This is a genomic window from Streptococcus sp. P25B114 (genome assembly GCF_053010325.1).
Genome location: NZ_JBRKNW010000002.1, coordinates 20,068 through 46,296 on the forward strand (window position 1 = coordinate 20,068; position 26,229 = coordinate 46,296).

Here is a 26,229-nt window from a genome sequence, read left to right on the forward strand (position 1 = left end):
AGTGAGGTAGTTATATGATTTCAAGGATTGTTCTACAAAATTTCAAACGATTCACTTCTACGGAAATTTTATGTAATAACGGTAAAAATATTTTTATTGGCGAAAATGGCGCAGGGAAATCGACGCTTCTCCAAGCCATAGGATTAGTGTTAAGCGGTAGTCATTCTCAAATTGAAAAAGTTAGTCTTGCTAGTCTAATGAACTCAACAGCTGTCTCGAAATTTTTAGCTGAAAAAGGGGATTTTAAACAGCTACCAGAGACCTTTATTGAGCTGTATTTCGATGAGAGCAATCCAGAAATAGCAACAAATTACAAAATTGAAGGCGTTCATAATTCAAAAAAGATAAAGGCTTATGGAATTGGTCTGAAAGTCACTCCCAATTCTGATTATCGTCAAGAAATTCAGGAAATTCTAACGGACAATGATTGGAACGTTTTTCCTTATGAATTTTACAAAGTTGAGTTTTTAACATTTGCTGGAAAATCGTACTTTTCTCACTCTAAACCGTTCAAATTTTTATATAGCACCGTTAATGCGAGTCTGATAGACACAAATCAAGAAATTCGGAAAAGAATTGATGAAGTCTATTTGAGCTCTATTAACGAAACGAATCGAGCTAAGGTCAACAATAAATTTAGAGAATCCTCGTTTTCATTTATAAACGCTCTACGAGATGATAATTTAATAGAGTCGGTGGATTCGGAATTTACGCTACACTTCGAAGAATCTGAGAGAACTTTCAGAGATACTATTTCTGCCGCAAAAAACGGAGTGGATATTAAAAATCTCGGTCAAGGTGAGAAGGTGCTATTGGGTGTCGAAAACTCTTATAAAACTTTAAAAGATAGAGTTAAAATATTATTGATTGAAGAACCTGAAAATCATTTGAGTTATCTAAATTTACAAAAACTAGTAAATACACTAAGCGAGGATACGAATGTTCAGGTATTTATCGGTACACACTCAAATATGATAACCTCAAGACTTGGTGTCGATAATTTAATATTTGTTAACGAAGGTCAGACCTCGAAAGTTGCCGATTTAAGCCCTGATACAGTTAAATTTTTCAAAAAATCAACAAACCAAAATCTTTTGAATTTTATTCTGTCTAAAAAAGTTATCTTGGTGGAGGGAAATGCTGAGTATATTTTGATGGAAAAGTTTTTCGAAATTATTCACTCTGAAGATGCATCGAATTGTGGTGTAGCTATCATCTCTGTTGACGGCCTAAGCTTTAAAAGATATCTGGAAGTTGCAAAAGGTTTTAGCGATAAAAAAGTTGCAGTAGTTACGGATAATGATGGCAGCTATCAATCGAAAGTGTTAGGTAGATATTCAGAGTATGATACTTATGACAGTATCAAGGTGTTCTCTGATACTATTGATGCTAATCGAACGTTCGAAGTATGTCTATATAATGAAAATTCAGATCTGATAGACTCTTTAAATGTTGCTCAAACTGACAATATTCAAGAATTTATGCTTCGAGAAAAAGCAGAGTTTGCGCTCAGGCTATTAACAAAATTCAATGATGATAACTCGTTACGGGAATCTTTTAGTATTCCAAATTATATTAAAGAGGCGATAGAATGGGTGAAAAGCGATTAATTCATGCGGTTGCTGGAAGTGGAAAAACAAGGACAATAATTGAAAAAATACAACCTGAAAAACGGAATCTGATTATAACATACACAATAAATAATCAGGAAGTTCTAAAAGATAGGCTTTGTGAGAAGTACGGGAATGTTCCAGAAAACACTCATATTTTTGGAGTGTTTGAATTTCTCTATAATTTTTGCTTAGTGCCTTACTTGGGTAAGCGCCCAGAGGGAATTATTTTTGACTATCAAAAGACCAATCCATCTGATAATAGCTCCGTAAGCAAAGACGGTCGTATTATAGATAACCAACTCTCAAACTCACTGATAAAGGGAGTATTAACTATAGGTAGGAATAAGATAGAATTCGATAATAGTTACCTAGATAGAATTGATAAATTTTTTGATTGTGTATTTATTGATGAATGTCAAGATTTTGAGTCTGATGACTTCAAATGGATGCTTAGTTTGTCGAAGTTAAAAGCTGACGTATTTCTTTTAGGGGACTTTTACCAGAAAACATTCAGTACATCAAAAAGAGGTAATACAGGAAAGGGTGTTCATTCGAATATAGATAGGTGGATAAAAGAAATTTCGAAGGCTGGGTTCGAAATTGATACAGATACTTTATCTCATAGCCATCGATGTCCGACTACTGTTTGTGACTTCATCTCGTCAAGATTAGGAATATCTATCCACTCTTGTTCGGAAGAGGCGGGTAGCATTGTGGAATGTTTTGATGATAATGTTGCCATCAAAGAAATAGCGGAGAACGATAAGATTTTGAAGTTGTTTTATCAAAATTCCTCCACGTATAAATGTTTCAGTCAGAATTGGGGAGAGAGTAAAGGAGGAGAATTTTTGGATGTATGTGTTGTTCTAAACAAAAAGACATTTGAAGCTTTTCATAAGCAGAAGCTTTCAGGGTTGGCGCCTTCTACTAAATCGAAATTTTATGTTGCGTGTACTCGAACTAAAAGAAACCTATATTTCATACCTGAAACTAGTGTTTCAGATTACAAAAAATAGCTTTCGCACCGCCATTCGCTCCGAGCGACTTAACGAATAATCATCACACCCGACACACCGCCACCTTTCAGGCAAACCATCAGGCGACTTACTGCGTATTCTCCCTTTTTCGCCAGCCTTGAGTTACATCGACAGTCAGGTGCTAACCTAAAACCCCCAAAAAATCAAGAACCCCATTAAGGTTTCTGCTTTTTTCACGCCGAGTCTCTGCCATTTTTCTATTTTCCTTGACGGCTTCACAATCTTCTGTCCTAGTACCTGTTGGAATGAGCAAAATCTGTTTCGCCACCTCTAAAATTGATGTAAATTTTACTCAAAAATCTCTCCAAAAAGACTGGACTCTTCGCCCAAACAGAGTTATGATGTGACTGTCAAAATAAAAGAAAGGATTTTATGGAAAATTACAAAACCTACAAACAATTGGAAAAACTGGCAGACGCTATCCGCCACAATCTGTACTAGGAAAGTCTACATAGCATCAATCAATATGAAAACGAAAATCTTTCAGAAGGCGAAACTGTCGAATGGGGCGGAGTTGCCAGGTTGATGGGGCTGCCTCGCCTATTACGAGAAAATGCTTTTACAGAAAACGGCAGAATCGGTTTTCGAAAAAGCTATCAAGTTAAAGTTTGGAATACACGAGAATTGTTTTTCGAATTCGAAACACCCCTGCCTAATATGTTAAACCTGTTCGAAACCATGGCGAACGCCAACAGCGAGGACGAAATGGAAATGTTGGCGGATGAATTGATGGTTCAAAAGTTGAAAATTACCAGTGAGATTTTGGAGTAAGATAGCCACTTCGAAATTAAATTTTGAAAGGAGATAGTGTTACGAGGCTTTGGTCTGCGGGAAAATAACCGCAATAAACGCACAGCACGCAAAAACACGCTTTCGGGGCGTGTTTTTGGTTGAGGTATAAATTGATGCGCTGGCTAGTTAATAGTTCTGTCTATAATTTCAACTTCTTGTTCATTGAGATGATTTAGCAAAATCCTAAAATTAAAATCGTCCGCATCGTCCAGTTGGCGGTAAAGGTTCTGGGCGGTTTCGAAATCTTTGAACTGACAAGTATATTCGAGGGTTTGTCTGCTACTTAATTTGTGTTTAACTTTGAAGTTTTTATCTTTGAAAATATCTTCATAATCGAGGTCGAAATTTGAAAATCTGCCAAATTCTACCGCATCGCCAATTTCGAGTTCTAGGTAGGTTTGGTGATAAACTTCCTGCGTCTTTTCGAAGGCTGGTGTAACTGATTTTGGCTCGGCGTGGACTTTGCCAAGCTCGTAGCTCACATGCAACAGTTCACGCAACCGCCAAACCGACATATTGTGAAAATCTTGGCTGTCCAGGTTTTGGCGTTCTAGGGTAGAAATTCCGCCGACTTGTTTTGCGATTTGCGTGAGAATTTCATCCGTTTCAGGATTTTCATCTTCTGAGTTGTATATTTCTCGAATCTGTTCTTCGAGATTTGTATTGTGTTGGGCTTCGCGGTTATTCTTGAATGTTTCCATCTGATTCTCCTTTACTTTTAATTTTTGTGCTCTGATGATAACTCGTTTAGAGTAAAGAGTCAAGGGTAAAATTAAAAGCCCCTATTTGGGCTTTTGATGGGTTATGGGTGGTGAATAGTTATCTGTTATTTTGGACTGCTGGGTGGGGTGTGGTATAATGGAAACATGGTGACATCAATTTTACAATTATTAAGTCATATACTTTTTATCTATTTGGCCCATCATCTTCTGGTGACAACCGTTGATTGGGCACGTTGGCTCAAGGTGACAGGAGACAATCAGCCAAAAATTAACTTGCTGATTTTATTTCTTGCAATTGCCCTGGGCTACCTGGTATCGACCTTCTTCCTGGAGTTAGTGATCATAGGTCGGTCTTTCAGTACGAATTTTGCATAAAGTAGAGGAATTTCATGGATAAAATTATTGTTCGAGGTCAGAAAGCTGCTCTCAAGGGTCAGGTTGAAATCGAAGGGGCTAAAAATGCAGTCTTGCCACTCTTGGCGGCTACTGTTTTAGCAAAAAATGGTCAATCTCGTTTTACCCAGGTACCGATTTTGTCTGATGTTTATACCATGAATAATGTGGTTCGTGGTCTCGGTGTTCGTGTTAAGTTTGATGAGGAGACTAAGACGGTCGATATTGATGCGACCGGTAAGTTGAGCTCAGAAACCCCTTACAAATACGTCAGTCAGATGCGGGCTTCGATTGTTATTTTGGGCCCAATTTTAGCGCGAAATGGCTATGCCAAGGTGTCTATGCCTGGTGGCTGCACCATTGGTAGCCGGCCGATTGACTTACATCTCAAGGGTTTGCAGGCCATGGGCGCAAAAATCAAGCAACGGGCTGGTTATATAGAGGCGACAGCTGAGCGTTTGCAGGGGACAACGATTTACCTTGATTTCCCAAGTGTCGGCGCTACTCAAAACCTGATGATGGCTGCTACTCTAGCCAATGGAACGACTGTCTTGGAAAATGCTGCGCGGGAGCCAGAAATCGTTGACTTGGCTAACTTCCTCAATAAGATGGGGGCTAAGGTCAAGGGAGCTGGTACAGAAACGGTGACCATTCACGGTGTGGAGGAATTGACTGGTGCAGAGCATCCTGTTGTTCAGGACCGTATTGAGGCAGGTACCTTTATGGTGGCTGCTGCCATGACTGGTGGTGATGTCCTGGTCAAAGATGCCGTCTGGGAGCACAATCGTCCCCTTATTTCTAAAATGCTTGAAATGGGTGTGGAAGTAACAGAAGAGGATGCAGGTATTCGTGTGTGTTCGCAGGTTGAACAACTCAAGCCTGTGACGGTCAAAACCATGCCACATCCAGGGTTTCCTACGGACATGCAGGCTCAATTTACGGCTTTGATGGCCGTTGCCAAAGGTGAGTCAACCATGATTGAGACTGTTTTTGAAAATCGTTTCCAGCACCTGGAAGAAATGCGCCGGATGGACGTTGTTTCAGAAATCTTGCGAGATACAGCGATTATTACTGGTGGTCAGCCAATTCAAGGTGCTGAAGTTATGTCGACTGATTTGCGGGCCAGTGCTGCTCTGATTCTAGCTGGACTTGTTGCTGAAGGTGAAACTATTGTTGGCCGTCTCAGTCATCTGGACAGGGGGTACTATCGTTTCCATGAGAAATTAGCTGGATTGGGAGCGGATATTGAGCGCGTGAGTGGAGAAGTAGAAAATGGATAAAGAACAGTTTGGGTATATCAAAAAACAATTATTGATTGTCTTGCTGGTCCTCTTGGCCATGTTCCTTCTGTTTGCAGTGGGCTTGATGATTGGCTATGGCGTCATTGGTGATGGTGACAATATTTGGTCTGTCCTTTCGCCTGAAAAATGGCAGGAATTGATTAATAAATTTACAGGAAAGTAGGGTAGCCTACTTTCTTTTTGGAGAAATGATGAATAATAAAACGAAAAAACAGGCGACTAGTTTGCTGAGCCTGCTGGTGACTATTTTGGTGGTCGGCGGAGGTTACTTTTTTAATCAGCCGTCATCTACAAGTCAGGGTTTGTCCTACTATGTCAATCAGTCCAGTGCAAGTCAATCAACACCCGACAAGGAGTTGGCGTCCAGTGTATTGACGGATGAGGCCAAGAAACAACTGGGTGGCTCGATCCAATGGAATGGGGCCGGTGCCTTCATTATCAATAATAATAAAACCAACTTGGATGCGTCAGTTTCCAGTATGCCTTATGCGGATAATAAGACCAAGCGGGTGCAGGGCGAGGAGATTCCAACTGTCGCTAATGCCCTCATGGCTAAATCTACGCGTCAGTACAAGGACCGTGATCAGACAGGCCAAGGGCGAACCTCCTGGACGCCGGCTGGTTGGCATCAGGTTCATGATTTGCCAGGAGAATACGACCATGCGGTGGACCGTGGGCACTTGCTGGGCTATGCCTTGATTGGTGGCTTAGATGGATTTGACGCCTCAACCAGCAATCCCAAGAATATTGCCACTCAAACGGCCTGGTCCAATCAGGCTTATGAGGATTATTCTACTGGGCAAAACTACTATGAAACAAAAGTCCGCCGGGCCTTGGACAAGAACAAACGTGTCCGCTACCGTGTCACACTGATCTATGCGGATGATGATGACCTGATTGCTCTAGGAAGTCACCTGGAGGCTAAATCGTCAGACGGTAGCCTGGAATTCAACGTCTTTGTGCCAAATGTTCAGAGTGGATTGAGTATTAACTACCATAGTGGGGAAATCCATCTTAACTAGGGTAGGAGTTATCAGATGAATTAAGAGTTAAAAAACAGAATATATCAGACGATTTTTGCGATAAATCGTCTTTTTTTAATAAAAATTAAAATTTTTTACAAAAACTGTTGACAAATCATCAGATGAATATTAGAATATAGTTAAAGAAAACGCTTACGATTTTATCGTAGAAAAATTTAGGAGGACTTTCCGATGGAAAAACATGTTGAGCAACGTGTCGAAGACGTTACTTATAACAAGGCTAAATTATGGCAGATTATATTGTTTGCGATGAATAATTCGTCGACCAATATCTACTTAGTTGCCTTCACTTTTGTGACTTATTTATCGACTGGGGTACTTGGTTTAGCGGCGCTATTTGTTAGTCAGCTCATGGGATATATTCGTATCTTCGATGGATTTATTGATCCATCAATTGGTGTTCTTATTGACAAGACTGATACAAAGTTTGGTAAGTACCGTCCAATCTTAGTTTTAGGGAATATTATCACAGCTTCCTCACTCTTTATGATGTTAGGCTTGAGTGGTGTTAGTGAAAGTTTGCGTCTACCTTTATTCCTAGTTGTTTTAATTATCCATAAAATTGGTTATTCATTGCAACAGACGATTACAAAAGCAGGACAAGTAGCGCTTACCAATGATCCAAAACAACGTCCGATTTTTAACATTGTTGATGGTATCGCCACAACTGTGTTGATGACTGGTAGCCAAGTGGTCGTGTCAGGAACCTTGGTTCCAAAACATGGTGGGTTTACCCCGGGATTCTTCCAAGAGTTATTCCTTGGTGTAGTCATTATTTCAGCTGTTCTTGGTATTCTTGCTATTATCGGTATTTGGGAAAAAGACAATAAGAAATACTTTGGTCTTGGTGAGAAGACACAAGAAACGAAGTTGAAAGATTACTGGAAAGTCATCAAAGGAAACAAACCTTTGCAGGTTCTTTCAATTTCTGCAGCCTTTGTAAAATTTGTTGCTCAACTGTTTGGAGATTCCGTTATCGGGGTTATGCTGTATGGTATTATCTTCGGTGACTATGCTCTTTCTGGAAAAATGTCTATGCTGTTGATTTTGCCAGGTATTCTCGTAACAGTAGGTGCTGCGCAATTGGCTCGTCGCAAAGGTTTGCGTTTTGCATATGTAACCGCATTGCAATTAGGTATTACAGGACTCATCATTCTAGCAGTTATGCTTCTTTCTGCTAAACCAGGAATGTTAGATCTGTCAAATTGGAATCTCTATACAATCGGTTTCTTTGTTGTTTATATCATTGCTCGCTACGCATCTAGTGCTCCATCTGGTTTGGTATTGACAATGGGTGCGGATATTACAGACTATGAAACATCAGTATCTGGTCGTTACTTGTCAGGAATGATTGGCACTATCTTCTCATTGACGGACTCAATTGCTTCTTCATTTGCTCCGATGGTGGTTGGTTTTGTATTAGCGGCGATTGGATTTGGCAAAGAATACCCAACTGTTGAAACTGCCTTCTCTACAGATTTGAGAATGGCCTTGATTGTCCTGTTGACAGTGATTCCAGCAGCGGTATTGAGCGTATCCTTGTTCTTGATGAAATTCTACAAACTTGATCGGGAAGAAATGGCTCGTATTCAAGAGAAAATCCATGTTATGAAAGCGGCTACAGATGAAGAACGTGTGCGTGCAATCGCGAAAAATGTTCCATTATCTGATATGGATTATGTAGATGTTACTCAATATAAGGTTGACCAATACGACGATAAATAATACAATAACGACCTAGCTGGAGGATTCCAGCTGGGTCTTTCGTCTAGGAGGCAGTATGAAGAAAATTTTGGCTTTTGGGGAAGTTTTATTGCGCCTATCACCTCCACATTATCAAACCTTGACACAGGCATCTAGTTTAGAATGTCAATTTGGTGGCTCAGAGTTGAATGTCTTGGCCAGCTTGGCTCAGCTTGGTCATTCAGTTGAGTTGGTGACGGCACTTCCGGAAAATGAAGTTGGGAAAATGGCAGAACACTTTCTCTTTGCACGGCAGATTGGACAGAAGCATCTGATTCGGAAAAAAGGAAGGCTTGGACTTTATTACTACCAAAAAGGTTTTTCGCTCAGGCCCAGTCAGGTGACCTACGACCGTGATTATTCTGCCTTTAGCTTATCCAGGGAAGAAGAGTATGATTTGGAAGGCATGTTTGACGGTGTCGATTGGTTTCATTTCAGTGGTATAACGGTCGCTTTGAATCCAGATATTTATCGCCTAGCTTTTCGCTTAATGGAGATAGCAAAGGCGCAGGGTGTCAAGGTTTCCTTTGACTTGAATTATCGCGAAAGTTTGTGGTCTTCTTTTGAAGAAGCAAGGGAAAAACTATCTCCCTTTGTGCAATTGGCGGATATCTGCTTTGGCCTAGAGCCTATTCAACTTTTAAATGAATCTGGAAAAGATTTGAAGGATGAATTGGGACTAGAACGTCCTTATGAAGATAAGGATACCTTGCTGAAGGTTGTTAAAGGATTAGCAGAGAACTATTCTTTGCAGGGTCTTGCTTTTACCCAGAGGGAAATGACCTACAATAATGAATATTTGCTGAAAGCATACTTGTATCAAGATGGTATTCTTTATGAAACGGAAAAAGAATCCATTCAAGTTTTGGACCGAGTTGGGACAGGGGATGCCTTTACAGCAGGAATTATTTTGGGCTATTTGCAAGAAAAAACACCACAGGAAATAGTCGACTTGGGGATGGCTAGTTTTCAATTCAAACATACCATTGAAGGGGACATTAATGTCATCAGTCAATCAGATATTGATTTGCTATTGAAAAAAGGTTCACGTGAAATAAAACGATAGAAAGAAGGAAAAAGTATGTTGTATCCAATCCAAACAAAAACACGCTCAGTCTATTCCTTAAATGGAATATGGAAATTTAAGCAAGGGAACAATGATGTTCATACTCTGTTAGATACAGATGAAGTGATGGTTGTACCGAGTTCTTTCAATGATGTTGTTGTCGATAAGGCAAAGCGTCGTTTTGTCGGTGATAATTGGTATGAACTGATGGTAGCTCTTCCAGTAGTAGCTGATGATGAAGAGTTAGTTGTACGCTTTGGTTCGGTGACACATCAGGCCAAAGTCTATGCAGATGGTCAGCTAATCGGGGAGCACAAGGGCGGTTTTACCCCTTTTGAATGCTTGGTTCCATCAGACTTATACGATGCTGATCAATTCCGTTTGACAGTTTGTGCTAATAATGAACTAAATTATACAACCCTCCCAGTAGGGAATTATAGTGAAGAAGTGGATGAGAATGGTCAAATTGTGAAGACCGTCAAGGAAAATTTTGACTTTTTCAACTATGCTGGTATCCAGCGGACGGTTCATCTCTATAAACGTCCCAAAAATAGAATTGAGGATATTGTTATTCGGACGGAGCTAAATCAAGATTTGACTCAGGCAGTAGTACATGTTGATGTGAAAGCAGTTGGTCACTATGATTCAATTTGTATTCATATTATAGATCAAGAGGGACAGGAACTAGGTCTTCTTGAAAATGGGCAAATGGTCATTGAACATCCACGCCTTTGGGAGGTCTTGGATGCCTATCTCTATACTGCTAAAGTTGAATTAGTTGACGGAGAAAACTTGCTCGATACCTACTCAGAACAATTCGGTATTCGTAGTGTTGCGGTTGAAAATGGGCAATTTTTCATCAACGGAAAACCGTTCTATTTCAAGGGATTTGGTAAGCATGAAGATACTTTCATCAATGGTCGTGGTTTCAATGAAGCAGCCAATCTGATGGATTTGAATTTGCTTAAAGATATTGGAGCAAATTCCTTTAGAACATCGCATTATCCTTATTCAGAGGAGATGATGAGACTGGCTGACCGTTTGGGTATCGTTATCATTGATGAAGTGCCAGCAGTTGGTCTGTTCCAGCTTTTCAATGCAGCCTTGAATTTGACAGGTGATTCTGAAGAAGTAAAAAATACTTGGGAAGTTATGCAAACCAAGGAGGCTCATGAGCTGGTGATTGATGAATTGATAGCTCGTGACAAAAATCATCCATCCGTAGTGATGTGGGTCGTCGCCAATGAGCCAGCAGGGCATGAAAAAGGCGCGCGTGCTTACTTTGAACCTTTGATTCAGCGCATGAGGGACAGAGATCCTTCTAAGCGTCCTGTGACCTTGGTCAATATTATGACAGCAACGCCTGATAAGGATGAGGTTATGGATTTGGTTGATGTTGTCTGTCTCAATCGTTACTATGGTTGGTATGTTGAACATGGTGACTTGAAGGCAGCAGAAAAGGGCTTGAGACAGGAATTAGAGACCTGGCAAGGACTTTATCCAGACAAGCCAATTTTGATTACGGAATATGGTGCAGATACTCTTCCAGGTTTGCATTCGATGTGGGATATTCCTTATACAGAGGAATTTCAGGTGGATTACTATGATATGAACCATCGCGTCTTTGATTCTATTCCTAATTTAGTTGGTGAGCAGGTATGGAATTTTGCAGATTTTGAAACTACAGTTGGTATCATTCGCATACAAGGAAACCATAAAGGATTATTCTCAAGAAATCGACAACCCAAGCAAATTGTAAGAGAAATTAAGAAACGTTGGACTGCCATTCCGAACTACCATTATAAGAAGAATTAGGCTATAATAGGGGTAGATAGAAAGTCAGATTGAAGGAGTTACATATGGCAAGACCCTTGGTAGAAAAAACATCAGAACGCTTATTGGAATTGATTTTGGAAAGAGGATATGAAGTTGGAGACAAGCTTCCGAATGAATATGAATTGGCCCAAGATTTAGAAGTTGGACGTTCGACTGTTCGTGAAGCTGTTCGAAGTTTGGCTACTCGAAATATTCTGGAGGTGCGCCAAGGGTCGGGAACCTATATCAGCTCCAAAAAGGGAGTATCAGAGGATCCTTTAGGTTTTTCTTTGGTCAGAGACCGTGTGAAGTTGACGACAGATTTGTTTGAAGTGCGGTATTTGCTTGAACCGAGAATTGCGGAGCGTGTTGCACAGTTTGCCTCGGACGAAGATATTGCTCGACTAGAAGAAATTGTCCTTGCTATTGAAGAGGCGGTAGCTGCTGGAGATTCGAAGCATCTGGAATTGGATGTACAATTCCACTGTATGTTAGCTGAGATGAGTGGGAATCTGGCAATGACAAGTCTCATGCCTGTCATTAACCAGTCTATCCATCTAATCAATGAAAATTATTCAAATCGTCAGATGAAAACAGATAGTTTACAGGCCCATAGGAATATCTTAATGGCTATCAAACAACGTCATCCTGTTGCAGCATATGATAGCATGCTAGCACATATTATAGCAGTAAGACAGGTTGTATTGAGTGAGTGGTTTGGTAAAGATATGACCATGCAGGGTCTCAATGATCATAAATAGAAACACAAAATAGACTGCCCAGAATAATTTTCTGGGTATTTTTTGCATTTTTCTTGACAAATCATCTGATGAATTGTATACTATAGCTATAAATGACAACGCTTTCTAATTGGAGGTCAAGATGTTAAAGCAATTAAAAGAAAATTACTTTTTCGCAGTAATTCGTGGAAAAGATGAAGAAGATGCGAAAGAAATCGCTCGCCATGCGATTTTGGGAGGTATTCGAAATATTGAGATTACATTTTCGACTCCAAATGCAGCGACAGTTATCAAAGAATTACAAGAGGAGTTCTCAGACGATTCTTCCGTAGTCATCGGTGCAGGAACTGTAATGAATCTTAAGTTGGCACAAGCGGCCATTGATGCTGGTGCTAGTTTCCTGGTTAGTCCTCATTTTGATAGGGAAATTCAAGACTTGGCGAAAAAGGTTGGAGTGCTATACTTCCCAGGCTGTGCAACTGCAACAGAGATTGTCACAGCCAGCCAGGCGGGATGTCCCATTATCAAGCTTTTCCCTGGCGGTGTGTTGGGACCTGGATTTATCAAGGATATTCACGGACCTATGCCTGAAGTGGATTTGATGCCTTCAGGTGGCGTATCAGTTGATAATGTTGCAGATTGGAAAAAAGCCGGTGCATGTGCTGTTGGAGTAGGTTCGGCTTTGGCAAGTCGAGTACAGGCTGAAGGCTATGAAAGTGTAACGACGATTGCTCGCAGTTTTGTTGCAGCTTTGGAGGGATGAAATGAGTTTTAATGACAAAAACTTTATGCTAAAAAATGAGCCTGCAAAGGAACTTTACGGGAAAATAGCAGAGCTTCCTATCTATGATTTCCATTGCCACCTTGATCCGAAGGAAATTTTTGAAGATAAGGTCTATGAAGATATTATTGATCTGTGGTTGGGGGGTGACCATTATAAGTGGCGCTTGATGCGGGCTAATGGTATCTCAGAAGAAGAAATCACAGGTTCAGCAAGTAAACTAGATAAGTTTAAGGCCTGGGCAAGAACCTTGGAACGGGCTTTCGGAAATCCTCTCTATCATTGGAGTCATTTGGAATTGCGCCAGGTTTTCGGTGTTGAGGAATTGTTGACCGCAGAAAATGCAGAGCGACTCTATCATCAGCTCAATGCTTATTTGCAAGAACATCAAGTTAGTCCACGTAAGCTGATTGCGGATGCTAGGGTGACCTTTATTGGGACTACTGACCATCCATTAGATACACTAGAATGGCATAAGCGCTTGGCTGAGGACTCTACCATAGATACTGTAGTGGCACCGACTTTCCGCCCTGATGAAGCCTTTATCGAGCATCGAAATTTCAATCCATTTATGAAACGCTTGGAGGAAGTAACAGGGGTAGCAGTAAGAGACTTTGCAAGTTTTGTAGAGGCACTAGGTCAGCGAGTTTCCTATTTTGCTCAACATGGTTGCCGAGCAAGTGACATCAGTTTTACGACTATTTCCTATGAAGAGGCTACCCTCGAAGAGTTGGATGAAATTTTACTAGCAAGACTTGCAGGTAAAGAAGCTGGTCAATCCAGTATCAATAAATGGCAGACTGCTATCTTTAGAGAATTGTGCAGATTGTACAAGAAACATGGCTTTGTGACGCAAGTTCACTTTGGTGCCTTACGGAATAACCATACAGGACTGTTTGAAAAACTTGGAGCAGATGTAGGTGTGGATTCGATTGGAGACCAGACATGTCTGACTGTGAATTTGAATCGTTTGTTAGATAACTTGGTCAAGGAAAATGCCTTTCCAAAAATGATTTGGTACAATCTCAATCCAAGTTACAACATTGCTTTGGCCAATACTTTGGCGAATTTCCAGTCCAATGAGGAAGGGCTTCGTAGTCAGCTACAATTTGGTGCTGGTTGGTGGTTCAATGATACCAAGTTGGGCATGATTGACCAGATGAATGCCTATGCAGAACAGGGCATGCTTGCTAATTTTGTTGGTATGTTGACAGATTCGCGTAGCTTTTTATCTTATCAACGGCATGATTATTTCAGACGCATTTTAGCGACCTATGTTGGCCAATGGATTGTTGATGAAGAAGTGCCTGAAGATTACAATCGTTTAGGCCAGTTTGTAGAAGCCATATCCTATTACAATGCCAAAGAATTTTTTGAACAATAAAGGAGAGTAAATCATGAAAATGTCATTTCGATGGTACGGGAAAAAAGATCCTGTGACACTGGAAGAGATTAAAGCAATCCCTGGTATGCAGGGAATCGTAACGGCAGTCTACGATGTACCAGTTGGTCAAGCTTGGCCACTAGAAAACATTCTAGAACTGAAAAAAATGGTCGAAGAGGCAGGACTTGAAATTACGGTTATCGAATCCATACCTGTCCATGAAGACATCAAACAAGGGAAGCCAAATCGTGATGAGTTAATCGAAAACTATAAAACTTCCATCCGTAATGTCGGGGCTGCAGGTATTCCAGTTGTATGCTATAATTTCATGCCTGTGTTTGACTGGACCCGTTCAGACTTGCACCACCCACTTCCAGATGGCTCAACCTCTTTAGCTTTCCTTAAATCTGATTTGGCTGGTGTTGATCCTGTGGCGGATGATTTGAATTTACCTGGTTGGGACTCGTCCTATTCCAAGGAAGAAATGAAGGCTATTATCGAAAATTATCGTCAGAATATCTCTGAAGAAGATTTATGGGCGAATTTGGAGTATTTTATCAAAGCGATTATACCAACGGCTGAGGAGGCTGGCGTCAAAATGGCCATTCACCCTGATGACCCTCCGTATGGAATTTTCGGATTACCTCGTATCATCACTGGTCAAGAAGCCGTTGAACGATTTTTGAATCTCTATGATTCAGAACACAATGGAATTACCATGTGTGTAGGATCCTATGCTTCTGATCCGAAAAATGATGTCCTTGCCATGACGGAATATGCTCTCAAACGCAATCGCATCAATTTTATGCATACGCGCAATGTGACGGCAGGTGCTTGGGGCTTCCAAGAAACAGCACATCTGTCACAGGCTGGTGACATTGATATGAATGCTGTTGTTAAATTATTGGTGGACTATGACTGGGCTGGAGCCTTACGTCCAGACCACGGTCGTCGTATCTGGGGAGACCAGACCAAGACACCTGGTTATGGTCTGTATGACCGAGCCCTTGGGGCAACCTACTTTAACGGTCTCTATGAAGCCAATATGCGAGCAGCAGGCAAGACACCAGATTTTGGAATTAAAGTAAAAACAGTTGGAAATAAGGAGAGCTAATATGTCACGTGTTATTGAATTTAAGGACAAGGTTGTTGTTATTACAGGTGCAGGAGGCGTTCTTTGTGGCTATTTGGCAAAAGAATTTGCTAAGGCTGGTGCAAAGGTTGCGCTTTTGGACTTAAATGAAGCTGCGGCTCAGGTCTTCGTTGATGAGATTGCAGTAGCAGGAGGCGTAGCAAAAGCCTATAAGTCAAACGTTCTTTCTAAGGAAAATTTGGAAGAAGTCCGCCAGCAAGTCCTAGCAGATTTTGGACCAGTAGATATTTTAATCAATGGTGCTGGAGGCAATAATCCCAAAGCGACAACGGACAATGAATTCCATGAGATTGGACTACCAGCTGATACCAAAACTTTCTTCGACTTGGATGAGGCAGGTATCAACTTTGTATTCAATTTGAATTATCTAGGAACCTTATTGCCAACACAGGTCTTTGCACAGGATATGATCGGTCGCTCGGGAGCAAATATTATCAATATTTCCAGCATGAATGCCTTTACTCCTTTGACAAAAATTCCAGCCTATTCAGGTGCCAAGGCTGCTATTAGTAATTTTACCCAATGGTTAGCAGTCCATTTTTCAAAAGTTGGCATCCGTTGTAATGCGATTGCGCCTGGATTCTTGGTTACCAACCAAAACCGTGGTTTGCTGTTTGACGAGTCGGGTCAACCGACCGCACGTGCCAACAAGATTTTGACCAATACACCAATGGGGCGGTTTGGTGAAGCGGAAGAGCTAGTCGGCGGAGTCTTCTTCTTGGCAGACGAGAATTTGGCAAGTTTTGTCAACGGTGTTGTTTTACCGATTGATGGTGGCTTCTCAGCCTATTCAGGAGTCTGATGATGAAAACGGATTACGTATTTTGTGTGGACTCTGATGGCTGCGCCATGGACACCATGACCTACAAACATAAACTCTTTTTCGGCCCCTTGGCTGCGGAAGTTTTTGGTGTTGAAGATAAAGAACCGTTTTTAGCTGAATGGAATCGAGTTAATCTCTACTCTCGAGAACGTGGCATTAACCGTTTTGTAGGCTTAGTTAAAGGCCTAGATTTTGCAGGTGTGACTGGTATAGACAACTTGAAAAATTGGGTTGCTACAACAGATTCTTTGTCAAATGCTTCTCTGGAAAGATTGATAGAGGAGCAGCCATCAAAAGACTTGGAATTAGCTTTAGAATGGTCCAATCAAGTCAATCAAGCCATTAAGAAGTATAGTGGACCAGTTTTAGCCTTCATCGGCGTTCACAAGGGCTTGGAAAAATTGAGCCAGTTAGGAAAAGTCTACGTAGTTTCTTCTGCTAATAAGGAAGCGGTAGAAGAAGAGTGGACAGACCAGGGTTTGATGGACTTTGTTACAGAATTGTACTGTCAAGACCGTGGCAAGAAAGAAGATGTCATCAAACTGTTAATAGAGGAAGGGTATTGTCCTGAGCAGATTATGATGATTGGTGACTCGCCAGGTGATTTGAAGGCGGCGAAACTCAATAATGTTCACTTCTATCCTATTTTAGTAGGACAAGAGATGCAATCTTGGGCGGATTTGACAGAAACGATTGCAGATGAATTTGTTCATCAATTATTCACAGATGAGAAAGAAACAGAATTGATACAGGCATTTTGGAATAATTTAGACGACTAGAGAAGGGCTAGAGGCGCTATGCCCTCTAGCTTTTTTGGAGGCAAACATGACACATTTAGTAGATTTACGGAAGAAACCTTACAGCCTTGATGATGAGGCAATTTCTTGGATTGAAGAAACCATTGCTCAGATGACCTTGGATGAAAAAATCGGTCACCTCTTTGTCAATATGGGGAGCCAGCGGACGGAAGACTATCTGACTGGAGTATTAAATGATTATAAGATTGCTGCTGTTCGTTACAATCCTGGCCCTGCTGCAGATATTTGGGAGCAAAACTATATTTTGCAGACCAAGTCTAAGATTCCCCTTTTGATTGCAGCCAATACCGAATCTGGTGGGAATGGCGCCGTTACGGACGGAACGAAAATTGGGGATGAAATCAAGATTGCTGCGACAACCGATCTCCGCTATGCTTATGAAATGGGGAAAGTTGCAGGACTTGAAGCAGCTGCAGTAGGTTGCAATGCCTCCTTTGCACCGATTATGGACCTCAGTCGTAATTGGCGCAATCCTATCATTGCAAACCGAACTTGGGGAGCTAATGTAGACCAAGTCATTGAATTATCCAAAGAATACATGCGTGGCATTATGGAGCATGGCATTGTGCCGTTTGCTAAGCATTTCCCAGGCGATGGTATTGATGAACGTGACCATCATCTCTCTTTTGCTTCGAATCCCATGACCAAGTCTGAATGGATGGAAACATTTGGACGGATTTACGGTGAGATGGCTGAAGCAGGTCTTCCAGGTATCATGGCGGGGCACATTCATTTGCCAAATGTTGAGAAAGAAATGCACCCAGAACGTGAATTGGATGACATGTTACCAGCTTCGCTGAATAAAACCCTCTTGGATGAGTTGCTTCGTGGAGAGTTAGGTTATAATGGAGCCATTGTCACGGATGCCAGTCATATGATCGGTATGACAGCTTCTATGTCCCGTCGTGAGCTATTGCCTACAGCTATTGAGGCAGGATGTGATCTTTTCCTTTTCTTCAACGATCCAGAAGAAGATTTGCAATGGATGAAAGAAGGATTGGAAAATGGTCTGCTTTCTGAGGAACGTCTACATGATGCCCTTCGTCGTACCTTGGGTTTGAAAGCTAAACTCGGTCTTCACTTGTTTGAAGGTCGTCGTCAGGAAATCATGGTTCCAAAAGAAGAAGCGCTGGCTTTGATTGGTAGAGATGAGGCGAAACAGCTTGCAAAAGAAGTAGCTGACAAGGCGATTACCCTGGTAAAAGCCAAACAAGAAGGAATTTTCCCAGTCAATCCAGAACGCTACAAACGTATTTTGTTGGTCGAAGTAGATGGCTATAAGGGTGGTTTTGGTGCCATGATCAATGCTGGCAAGAAGAGAGCAGCTGATACGCTGAAAGAACTATTAGAAGCTCGAGGCCACCAAGTATCTATCTGGGAAAATACAGAAGCACGGATTGCCAAATTGCCAGAAGAAGAAAGACCAGCAGCGATTGCAAATGTCTATGCTTCCAAGCGTCCAATTGCCGAAATCACAGATAACTATGATTTGATTATCAATTTAGTTGATGTCAACTCAGGAGGGACAACTCAGCGGATTATTTGGCCAGCTGCCAAGGGAACACCAGACCAGCCTTTCTATGTTCACGAAATTCCAACCATTGTTGTCTCTGTTCAGCACCCGTTCGCACTTGCAGATATGCCACAGGTTGCAACCTATATCAATGCCTACGATGGCTTGCCTGTCACATTAGAAGCCTTGGTTGCCAAACTAGCAGGAGAGTCAGCCTTTACAGGAGTATCACCTGTTGATGCCTACTGTGGCTTGGTAGATACACAGATTTGGCGCGGAAAATAAGGAGGAAAACATGCCTAGATTAGTTGATTTGCGGAAGAAACCCTATTATTTGAATGAAGAGCAGATTTCTTGGGTGGAAGATACCTTGGATCATCTGACTGATGAAGAAAAAATCGGTCAATTGTTTGTCAATCTATTCTTCTTCGGAGGAGATGCCTTTAGTGGAAATAATCTGAGTAATCAGGAATTGATGAATCGATACCATATAGGCGGAGCCCGTTATATGAATGGTAGTCCAGAACAGGTACAAGGACTGATTAACGAGTTGCAAAGCTATTCAAAAGTACCTCTCTTGGTTGCAGCGAACTGTGACTCAGGTGGAGATGGCGCTGTGAAAGGCGGAACCTATATTTCCTCAGGTGCTCAATCGGAAGCCAGTCGGGATCCTCGTATTCCCTACCTAGCAGGTCTCGTATCTGCGAGAGAGGAGACTGCATTAGGTGTAAATGTCAACTTTGATCCGTGCGTGGACATTGTACAGAACTGGCGCAATACGATTGTCAATACCAGAGCCTACGGCACAAATGCGGATGATGTGATTGCCTATACCAGTGCCTATTTAGAAGGATTAACTGCTGAAAGAGATGTTATTCAATGTATCAAGCATTTCCCAGGAGATGGTACAGAAGAACGTGATCAGCATCTAGTCCTCGGTGTCAATGAACTCTCTCCAGAAGAATGGGACAATAGTTTTGGTCGTGTCTATCGTCATCATATTGAAGCTGGTGTTGAGATGATTATGGCAGGTCATATAGCCTTGCCATATTACCAGAAAGAACTGAATCCAAGTTTGATGGACGAAGATATTTTGCCTGCAACACTGGCTCCTGAATTGATTCAAGATTTATTGAAAGAAAAATTGGAATTCAATGGCTTGGTTATAACAGATGCCAGCCACATGTTGGGGATGACAGCAGCCATGCGTCGTGAAGACTACGTACCTGCAGCCATTGCTGCGGGTTGTGATATGTTCTTATTCTTCAATAACTTAGAAGAAGATTTTGAATTTATGCTCAATGGCTACCGCAAGGGAGTGATTACTGAGGAAAGACTTCATGATGCTCTCCGTCGCATTTTAGGTCTGAAAGCCAAACTCAATCTGCATATCAAGCAAGCGGAAGGAACCTTGCTAAAATCAGCTGATGAATTGGCTATTATCGGCTGTGAAGAACACTTGGCTTGGCAACGTGAGGCAGCAGACAAGGCAATTACGCTGTTGAAAGATACACAGAAAAATCTTCCAATCAGTCCAGAAACCCATCGCAGAATCCGTTTGTATTACCTAGAAGGTGAAAAAGAAGGGATTATGGCAGCAAGTACAGAAGTGGTTGATAATCTTAAAGCTGCCTTGGAAGCGCGTGGTTATGAAGTGACCGTCAATGATGGTACGACTCGGATCAAAGGAAAAACGTTGCAATACCGAGAAGAAGTTGATTTAGCCTTGACTGTTGCCAATGTCATTGGATATGGAGCGCAGAATAATTACCGCATCCAGTGGAAAACGGCCATGTCCAATGAAGTTCCTTGGTATGTACATGAAGTTCCAACCGTTTTCGTTTCACTAAACTATACGACCCATCTTCACGATGTTACCATGGTCAAAACTGCTATCAATGCCTACCATCACAATAAAAATACTATTGAATCCCTCCTTGATAAATTGGAAGGAAAAGATGACTTCTATGGTGTGCCAAATGAGAATGTTTGGGCCAATAAATGGCAAGCAAAACTATAAAACTAAACTCCTTTCTATCCTAGATAGAGGGAGTTTTTCTAGGGATATTTATTGCCAAACTTTCTTATTTTTGATAGAATATTCTTAATTGAATAGAAGTCTGTGAGACTAGTACACCTATGGAAACTGCCCAGGGAGTTGAGCCGTGACTGCAAGCTCAATCAGTGAAAGTTGGTCGAATTCACTCACGCAAGGACTTAGAACTAAGGTCTGCCTAGCAGATGAAAACGGATGGTACCGCGTGACAACGCTCCGATACGAGTGGTGTCATGCGTTTTTTTATTGGAGGAATTATGTCAAACATTGAACAACAGTTGGCTGAACTAAGCCAATCCACACTAGAAAAGCTAAAAGAAATCCAGCACCAAGGAGAAAAAGAACTACAAGACCTGCGTGTTGCAGTTTTGGGTAAAAAAGGGTCCTTGACGGATCTGTTGAAAGGTTTGAAAGATCTTTCTAACGATATGAAACCAATCGTTGGTAAGCAGGTCAATGAAGTGCGTGATGTGCTGACAGCAGCCTTTGAAGAAACAGCTCAGAAGGTTGCAGCAGCGAAAATTCAACAGCAATTAGCATCAGAAACTATTGATGTGACCCTGCCAGGTCGTCAGGTCAAGGTTGGAAAACGCCATGTTTTAACGCAAACATCAGAGGAAATTGAAGATATTTTCTTGGGCATGGGCTTCCAAATCGTTGACGGGTTTGAAGTGGAGAAAGACTACTACAACTTTGAGCGCATGAATTTGCCAAAAGATCATCCAGCGCGTGATATGCAAGATACCTTCTACATCACAGAAGAAATCCTTATGCGGACCCATACGTCACCTGTTCAAGCTCGAACCATGGACCAGCATGATTTTTCAAAGGGTGCCTTGAAGATGATTTCGCCAGGGCGTGTTTTCCGTCGTGATACGGACGATGCGACCCACAGCCACCAGTTCCACCAGATTGAAGGATTAGTTGTCGGTGAAAATGTATCCATGGGTGACCTCAAGGGTACGCTTGAATTGATCATCAAGAAAATGTTTGGTGAAGAGCGTCAGATTCGTCTGCGCCCATCTTACTTCCCGTTCACAGAGCCTTCTGTTGAGGTGGATGTTTCTTGCTTCAAGTGTGGTGGTGACGGCTGTAACGTATGTAAGAAAACAGGCTGGATTGAAATCCTCGGTGCCGGCATGGTCCACCCACAAGTATTGGAAATGAGTGGGATTGACTCAACCAAGTACTCTGGATTTGCCTTTGGTCTTGGTCAGGAACGGATTGCCATGCTTCGTTACGGTATCAATGACATCCGTGGTTTCTACCAAGGCGATGTACGATTCTCGGAGCAGTTTTAACGTAGCACTACTTAAGGCTGACAAAGTCAGCTCTTAAGTAGACGGGAATCGCTATTCTGCGACTTCCCTAGCTACCTTACTAGGATTTCAAGCAAAAAATATCGTTTTGCTTGAAATCCGTCGTAATCCGAAAAAGTTAGTAAATTGTTGTTTGAGAGAAACGGTAGCTGCTATAGCGGTCTACCTACTCCCCTCACTAGTTCTAAGGTTGAAAAAGTATCTTTTTATACCTTAGAGCGTCGTAACTCCGTAGGAGTGAGTAGAAGGAAATCGCTATTCTGCGACTTCCCTAGCTACTTTATTAGGATTTCAAGCAAAAAATATTGTTTTGCTTGAAAGTTGTCGTGATTTAGGTAGTTTGTTAGGTATTCAGTACGAGAAATGGTAGCTGTTCTAGCGGTTTACTTAGTCCACTTAGGTAATGAAAGGCAATGAGATGAAGATTGATCCTATACGTTTAGAAGAGGTTTCCGTTTTGCAGGAGCTGGCCAAGCAGACCTTTGCTGAAACCTTTGCTCATGACAATGATCCAGAGGAGTTGGAAGCATTCTTCGAGGAGGCTTATTCCGTGGAGGTTTTGACAAGGGAGTTGTCTGATCCCAATTGCCAGCATTATTTTTTAAGGGTTGATGAACAGGTAGTTGGTTATCTCAAGTTCAACCAAGGTTCTGCCCAGACGGAGCAGGAGTTGGAAAATGCCTTTGAGATCCAGCGTATCTATCTCTTGCAGGCTTTTCAAGGCCGCGGTCTTGGGAAGGTCTTGTTTGAATTTGCTTTGGAAAAAGCAGAGCAGTCTAGTTGTGACTGGGTCTGGCTGGGAGTTTGGGAACATAATTACAAGGCTCAGCAATTCTATGCAAAATACGGTTTTGAAAAATTTGGCCAGCATGAATTTGCGGTCGGTGATAAGATTGATGTGGATTGGCTACTGAAACGGCCTTTGCACCAGAAAGGATAATATGTTAGTAAGTTATAAATGGTTAAAAGAACTGGTTGACTTTGATGCGACAAGTCATGACTTGTCTGAAAAAATGTCAACAACAGGAATTGAAGTAGAAGGGGTTGAGCAAAAGAGTGCTGGCCTTTCTAAGTTGGTTGTCGGGCAGGTTGTGTCTGCTGAGCCAATTCCAGATACCCACCTCAATATCTGTCAGGTCAATGTGGGTGAGGAAATCACGCAAATCGTTTGCGGTGCTCCAAATGTTAAGCCAGGCATCAAGGTGATCGTCGCTCTGCCAGGTGCGCGTATCGCTGGCAACTACAAGATCAAGAAAGGCAAAATTCGCGGCGTTGAGTCTTTGGGTATGCTCTGCTCATTGAGCGAAATCGGTGTGTCCGACTCTGTGGTGCCAAAGGTCTATGCGGACGGTATCTACCACCTGCCAGAAGATGCAGTCGTGGGTGAGCCAATCTTTTCATACCTGGACCTGGACGACGAGATTATCGAGCTGTCCATCACACCAAACCGTGCCGACGCTCTCTCTATGCGTGGCGTGGCTCACGAAGTGGCAGCTATCTATGACAGCAAGGTCAACTTCAAGCCTGTTGTCTTGGAAGAAAGCGACAAGAAGGCCAGCGATGTGATTGAAGTGGCTATTGAGTCAGACAAGGTGACTGCCTACACGGCCCGTGTCATTGAAAATGTGACCATCGCACCAAGCCCACAGTGGTTACAAAATCTGCTCATGAACGCAGGTATTCGCCCGCTTAACAACGTGGTTGACATCACCAACTATATCTTGCTCTACTTCGGTCAGCCAATGCACGCCTTTGACTTTGACAAGTTTGATGGCAAGAAAATCGTGGCTCGTCAGGCAAAAGAGGGTGAAAACTTGGTGACCCTTGACGGTGAAGAGCGTGACTTGATTGCCGATGATATCGTCATTTCCGTTGCGAACAAGGCAGTTGCCCTCGGTGGTGTCATGGGCGGTGCCAACACAGAGATTGACAACAACTCTAAGACCGTTGTGCTGGAAGCTGCCCTTTTTGACGGCAAGTCTATCCGCAAGACCTCAGGTCGCCTCAACCTTCGCTCTGAGTCCTCTTCTCGCTTTGAAAAAGGCATCAACGTGGCAACTTTGACGGAAGCTATGGACACAGCAGCTGCTATGATTGCGGAACTGGCTGGCGGTCAGGTCTTGTCTGGTATCGTTTCTGCGGGTAGCGTAGATACTTCGGATGTCCCAGTCACAGCGACCATTGACTACGTTAACCGCTCGCTCGGGACTAATCTTGACTATGCTCAGATCGCAGATATTTTCCGTCGTTTAGGTATGGAAACAACTGGCGATACAAGTAAGTTCACAGTAGCAGTACCACGTCGTCGTTGGGACATTCGTATTCCAGCAGACTTGGTAGAAGAAATCGCTCGTATTTATGGGTATAATAATCTGCCGACCACTCTTCCAAAAGAGGACGGTACAGCAGGTGAGTTGACCCTGACCCAGAACATCCGTCGCCAAGTACGTAGCCTGGCAGAAGGTGCAGGCCTGACAGAAATCATTTCCTACGCCTTGACAACACCTGAAAAGGCTGTGGAGTTTGCAGCACGTCCAACCACAGTCACCGAACTAATGTGGCCAATGACTGTTGACCGCTCTGCCCTTCGTCAGAACATGGTGTCTGGTATGCTGGAAACTCTTGCCTACAACGTGGCTCGTAAGAACAAGAACTTGGCTCTTTACGAAATCGGTAAAATCTTTGAACAGTCTGGCAATCCAAAAGAGGACCTGCCACAAGAAATCAACAAGTTTGCCCTTGTCTTGACTGGTTTGGTAGCTGAGAAAGACTTCCAGACACCAGCTGTGCCTGTTGATTTCTTCCATGCCAAAGGGATTTTGGAAGCAATCTTTGCTCATTACAAGTTGGCTGTTGATTTTGTAGCGACTAGTGAGATTGCGGCCTTGCACCCAGGTCGGACAGCTGAAATCCATTTGAATGAGGCTGTGATCGGCTTTGTCGGTCAGGTACATCCTCAAACGGCTAAGGACTACGGTATTCCTGAAACTTACGTGGCTGAAATCAATCTGGATGCGATTGAGCAAGCTCTCCAGCCTGCTCAGCCATTTACCGAAATCTCCAAATTCCCAGCGGTTAGCCGTGATATTGCCCTGCTTTTGAGCAGCGATGTCAAGCATCAGGATGTCCTGGATGCCATTGCTGGTGCGGGCGTGAAACGCTTGACCAAGGTTACCCTCTTTGATGTCTATGCGGGCAGCAATATTGAGGCTGGTAAGAAATCTATGGCTTACAACCTGACCTTCCAAAATCCTGCGGATAGCCTGACGGATGAGGAAGTGGCTAAGTACATGGAGAAAATTAGTAAGTCGCTCGAAGCGCTTGGTGCTGAAATTCGTTAACATGTAAATCTTGTGAAATCCTAGTCAGCGGGCTAGGATTTTTTGGAGGGAAGTATGAACACTCAAGATATTCAAGAAAAATTTTTCCGAGATGGAAAGTTGCTTGTCATTCCGAAGAAATTAAAAAGTAAGCAGGTCTTGTTTGCCTACTTGCAGGAGGAATTGGCTAAGAAGGGCTCGACATTTACAGAAAAAGATGTCAATGCCTTTCTAGCTGAGATCTATGACGATTATGCTATTTTAAGACGTTACTTGGTAGATTATGGCTACCTATCGCGTGATCAGTATGGTTTGGAATACAGAATAGAAGAAAAGAGATGATTGCGGTCATCTCTTTTGTCTTACAAAATAAAGGGTTCAATCTTCAATTCTATCCTATCACCGTATTTAGCCAGCAAATCTTCTGCCAAGGGGTGATAGAGTTCCCTCAGTTGCTCAATCTTGTCTGGAAATTGTTTGCCGATGTAGTCAAATTTACATTCTACAGTGTGAAAGAGTTGGTGGAAGAGCTCGTTGATGGCATGAAGTCTAGCAATCATCTCCTCATCCCCTTCCAGCCATTCAGGGATTTCGACGCGGTTGTCGACAAAACCATCAATCAATTTTACAGGGAAGGACCCGTATTCTAAGACAAATTCGTACATAGTTGTTCTCCTTGAGTTTTCCATATTTTAGCACAATCCTCACAAAATGGGTAGAAAGTTGATTGTTGATATAGTAAGTATTTGCAAGAAAGGATTTTTTCCCGTAAAATGGAGAAAAAAACACGAGGAGTA

General features: G+C 42.2%; 23 protein-coding genes. 21 read left to right on the forward strand and 2 right to left on the reverse strand.

Going from position 1 to position 26,229, the window contains the following annotated elements:
- Nucleotides 1–14: 14 nt before the first annotated feature.
- A complete protein-coding gene (locus ACVC7T_RS01325; protein ID WP_447262339.1) occupies nt 15–1,610 on the forward strand; it encodes an ATP-dependent nuclease in 1,596 nt (531 codons plus the stop codon).
- Nucleotides 1,592–2,629: an RNA helicase gene (locus tag ACVC7T_RS01330; protein ID WP_447262340.1), complete on the forward strand. Its 1,038-nt coding sequence runs from the start codon at nt 1,592–1,594 to the stop codon at nt 2,627–2,629. Before ACVC7T_RS01325 ends, ACVC7T_RS01330 begins: the two co-directional genes overlap by 19 nt.
- A 935-nt stretch (nt 2,630–3,564) precedes the next feature.
- Here the strand turns inward: ACVC7T_RS01330 and ACVC7T_RS01335 are convergent.
- On the reverse strand, nt 3,565–4,143 hold the full coding sequence (locus tag ACVC7T_RS01335; RefSeq protein WP_447262341.1) for a DUF6900 domain-containing protein: 579 nt from the start codon (nt 4,141–4,143) through the stop codon (nt 3,565–3,567).
- A gap of 165 nt (nt 4,144–4,308) precedes the next feature.
- Here ACVC7T_RS01335 and ACVC7T_RS01340 point away from each other — a divergent pair, with 165 nt between their 5' ends.
- The 19 genes from ACVC7T_RS01340 to ACVC7T_RS01430 all read left to right on the forward strand — a co-directional run bounded on the left by ACVC7T_RS01340 (nt 4,309) and on the right by ACVC7T_RS01430 (nt 25,774).
- A complete protein-coding gene (locus tag ACVC7T_RS01340) occupies nt 4,309–4,539 on the forward strand; it encodes a DUF1146 family protein (protein ID WP_105111681.1) in 231 nt (76 codons plus the stop codon).
- Nucleotides 4,540–4,553: 14 nt separating this feature from the next.
- Nucleotides 4,554–5,837 (forward strand): UDP-N-acetylglucosamine 1-carboxyvinyltransferase, encoded by a 1,284-nt coding sequence (gene murA / locus ACVC7T_RS01345; protein ID WP_447262342.1) that lies wholly within the window; start codon nt 4,554–4,556, stop codon nt 5,835–5,837.
- Nucleotides 5,830–6,021, forward strand: a complete 192-nt coding sequence (locus ACVC7T_RS01350; RefSeq protein ID WP_257117765.1) for a DNA-directed RNA polymerase subunit beta — start codon at nt 5,830–5,832, stop codon at nt 6,019–6,021. Before murA ends, ACVC7T_RS01350 begins: the two co-directional genes overlap by 8 nt.
- A 28-nt stretch (nt 6,022–6,049) precedes the next feature.
- Nucleotides 6,050–6,880 (forward strand): DNA/RNA non-specific endonuclease, encoded by an 831-nt coding sequence (locus tag ACVC7T_RS01355; protein WP_447262343.1) that lies wholly within the window; start codon nt 6,050–6,052, stop codon nt 6,878–6,880.
- A 192-nt stretch (nt 6,881–7,072) separates the two neighbouring features.
- Nucleotides 7,073–8,626 (forward strand): MFS transporter, encoded by a 1,554-nt coding sequence (locus tag ACVC7T_RS01360; protein ID WP_394731938.1) that lies wholly within the window; start codon nt 7,073–7,075, stop codon nt 8,624–8,626.
- 55 nt (nt 8,627–8,681) lie between these two features.
- Nucleotides 8,682–9,710 (forward strand): PfkB family carbohydrate kinase, encoded by a 1,029-nt coding sequence (locus tag ACVC7T_RS01365; protein ID WP_105160981.1) that lies wholly within the window; start codon nt 8,682–8,684, stop codon nt 9,708–9,710.
- A 15-nt stretch (nt 9,711–9,725) separates the two neighbouring features.
- Nucleotides 9,726–11,525 (forward strand): beta-glucuronidase, encoded by a 1,800-nt coding sequence (gene uidA, locus ACVC7T_RS01370; protein WP_394731937.1) that lies wholly within the window; start codon nt 9,726–9,728, stop codon nt 11,523–11,525.
- A gap of 44 nt (nt 11,526–11,569) precedes the next feature.
- The gene (locus tag ACVC7T_RS01375; RefSeq protein WP_394731936.1) at nt 11,570–12,286 is read left to right on the forward strand and encodes a FadR/GntR family transcriptional regulator; all 717 of its coding nucleotides are present in this window, start codon (nt 11,570–11,572) and stop codon (nt 12,284–12,286) included.
- A 121-nt stretch (nt 12,287–12,407) separates the two neighbouring features.
- Nucleotides 12,408–13,028 (forward strand): bifunctional 4-hydroxy-2-oxoglutarate aldolase/2-dehydro-3-deoxy-phosphogluconate aldolase, encoded by a 621-nt coding sequence (locus ACVC7T_RS01380; protein WP_394731935.1) that lies wholly within the window; start codon nt 12,408–12,410, stop codon nt 13,026–13,028.
- 1 nt (nt 13,029) lies between these two features.
- On the forward strand, nt 13,030–14,430 hold the full coding sequence (uxaC, locus tag ACVC7T_RS01385) for a glucuronate isomerase (protein ID WP_105160977.1): 1,401 nt from the start codon (nt 13,030–13,032) through the stop codon (nt 14,428–14,430).
- 13 nt (nt 14,431–14,443) lie between these two features.
- Nucleotides 14,444–15,544 (forward strand): mannonate dehydratase, encoded by a 1,101-nt coding sequence (locus ACVC7T_RS01390; RefSeq protein WP_105160976.1) that lies wholly within the window; start codon nt 14,444–14,446, stop codon nt 15,542–15,544.
- A 1-nt stretch (nt 15,545) separates the two neighbouring features.
- Entirely contained in the window at nt 15,546–16,385 is an 840-nt protein-coding gene (locus tag ACVC7T_RS01395) for an SDR family oxidoreductase (RefSeq protein WP_105160975.1), read from the forward strand.
- Complete coding sequence (locus tag ACVC7T_RS01400; RefSeq protein WP_105160974.1) at nt 16,385–17,185, forward strand: HAD family hydrolase; 801 nt, start codon at nt 16,385–16,387, stop codon at nt 17,183–17,185. Before ACVC7T_RS01395 ends, ACVC7T_RS01400 begins: the two co-directional genes overlap by 1 nt.
- 46 nt (nt 17,186–17,231) lie before the next feature.
- Entirely contained in the window at nt 17,232–19,022 is a 1,791-nt protein-coding gene (locus ACVC7T_RS01405) for a glycoside hydrolase family 3 protein (protein ID WP_105160973.1), read from the forward strand.
- A gap of 10 nt (nt 19,023–19,032) precedes the next feature.
- Nucleotides 19,033–20,757 carry a glycoside hydrolase family 3 protein gene (locus ACVC7T_RS01410; RefSeq protein ID WP_105160972.1) on the forward strand — a complete coding sequence of 575 codons (1,725 nt, stop codon included), beginning with the start codon at nt 19,033–19,035 and terminating at the stop codon, nt 20,755–20,757.
- A 293-nt stretch (nt 20,758–21,050) separates the two neighbouring features.
- Nucleotides 21,051–22,094 (forward strand): phenylalanine--tRNA ligase subunit alpha, encoded by a 1,044-nt coding sequence (gene pheS / locus ACVC7T_RS01415; protein WP_105160971.1) that lies wholly within the window; start codon nt 21,051–21,053, stop codon nt 22,092–22,094.
- 436 nt (nt 22,095–22,530) lie between these two features.
- A complete protein-coding gene (locus ACVC7T_RS01420; protein ID WP_105206552.1) occupies nt 22,531–23,052 on the forward strand; it encodes a GNAT family N-acetyltransferase in 522 nt (173 codons plus the stop codon).
- A 1-nt stretch (nt 23,053) separates the two neighbouring features.
- Nucleotides 23,054–25,453 carry a phenylalanine--tRNA ligase subunit beta gene (gene pheT, locus ACVC7T_RS01425; protein ID WP_394731934.1) on the forward strand — a complete coding sequence of 800 codons (2,400 nt, stop codon included), beginning with the start codon at nt 23,054–23,056 and terminating at the stop codon, nt 25,451–25,453.
- Nucleotides 25,454–25,507: 54 nt separating this feature from the next.
- Nucleotides 25,508–25,774: a DUF2087 domain-containing protein gene (locus ACVC7T_RS01430; protein ID WP_105122210.1), complete on the forward strand. Its 267-nt coding sequence runs from the start codon at nt 25,508–25,510 to the stop codon at nt 25,772–25,774.
- Between the two features lie 20 nt (nt 25,775–25,794).
- Here the strand turns inward: ACVC7T_RS01430 and ACVC7T_RS01435 are convergent, their stop codons facing one another.
- Nucleotides 25,795–26,097, reverse strand: coding sequence for a hypothetical protein (locus ACVC7T_RS01435; protein ID WP_257104449.1), 303 nt, complete (start codon nt 26,095–26,097; stop codon nt 25,795–25,797).
- Nucleotides 26,098–26,229: the final 132 nt, after the last annotated feature.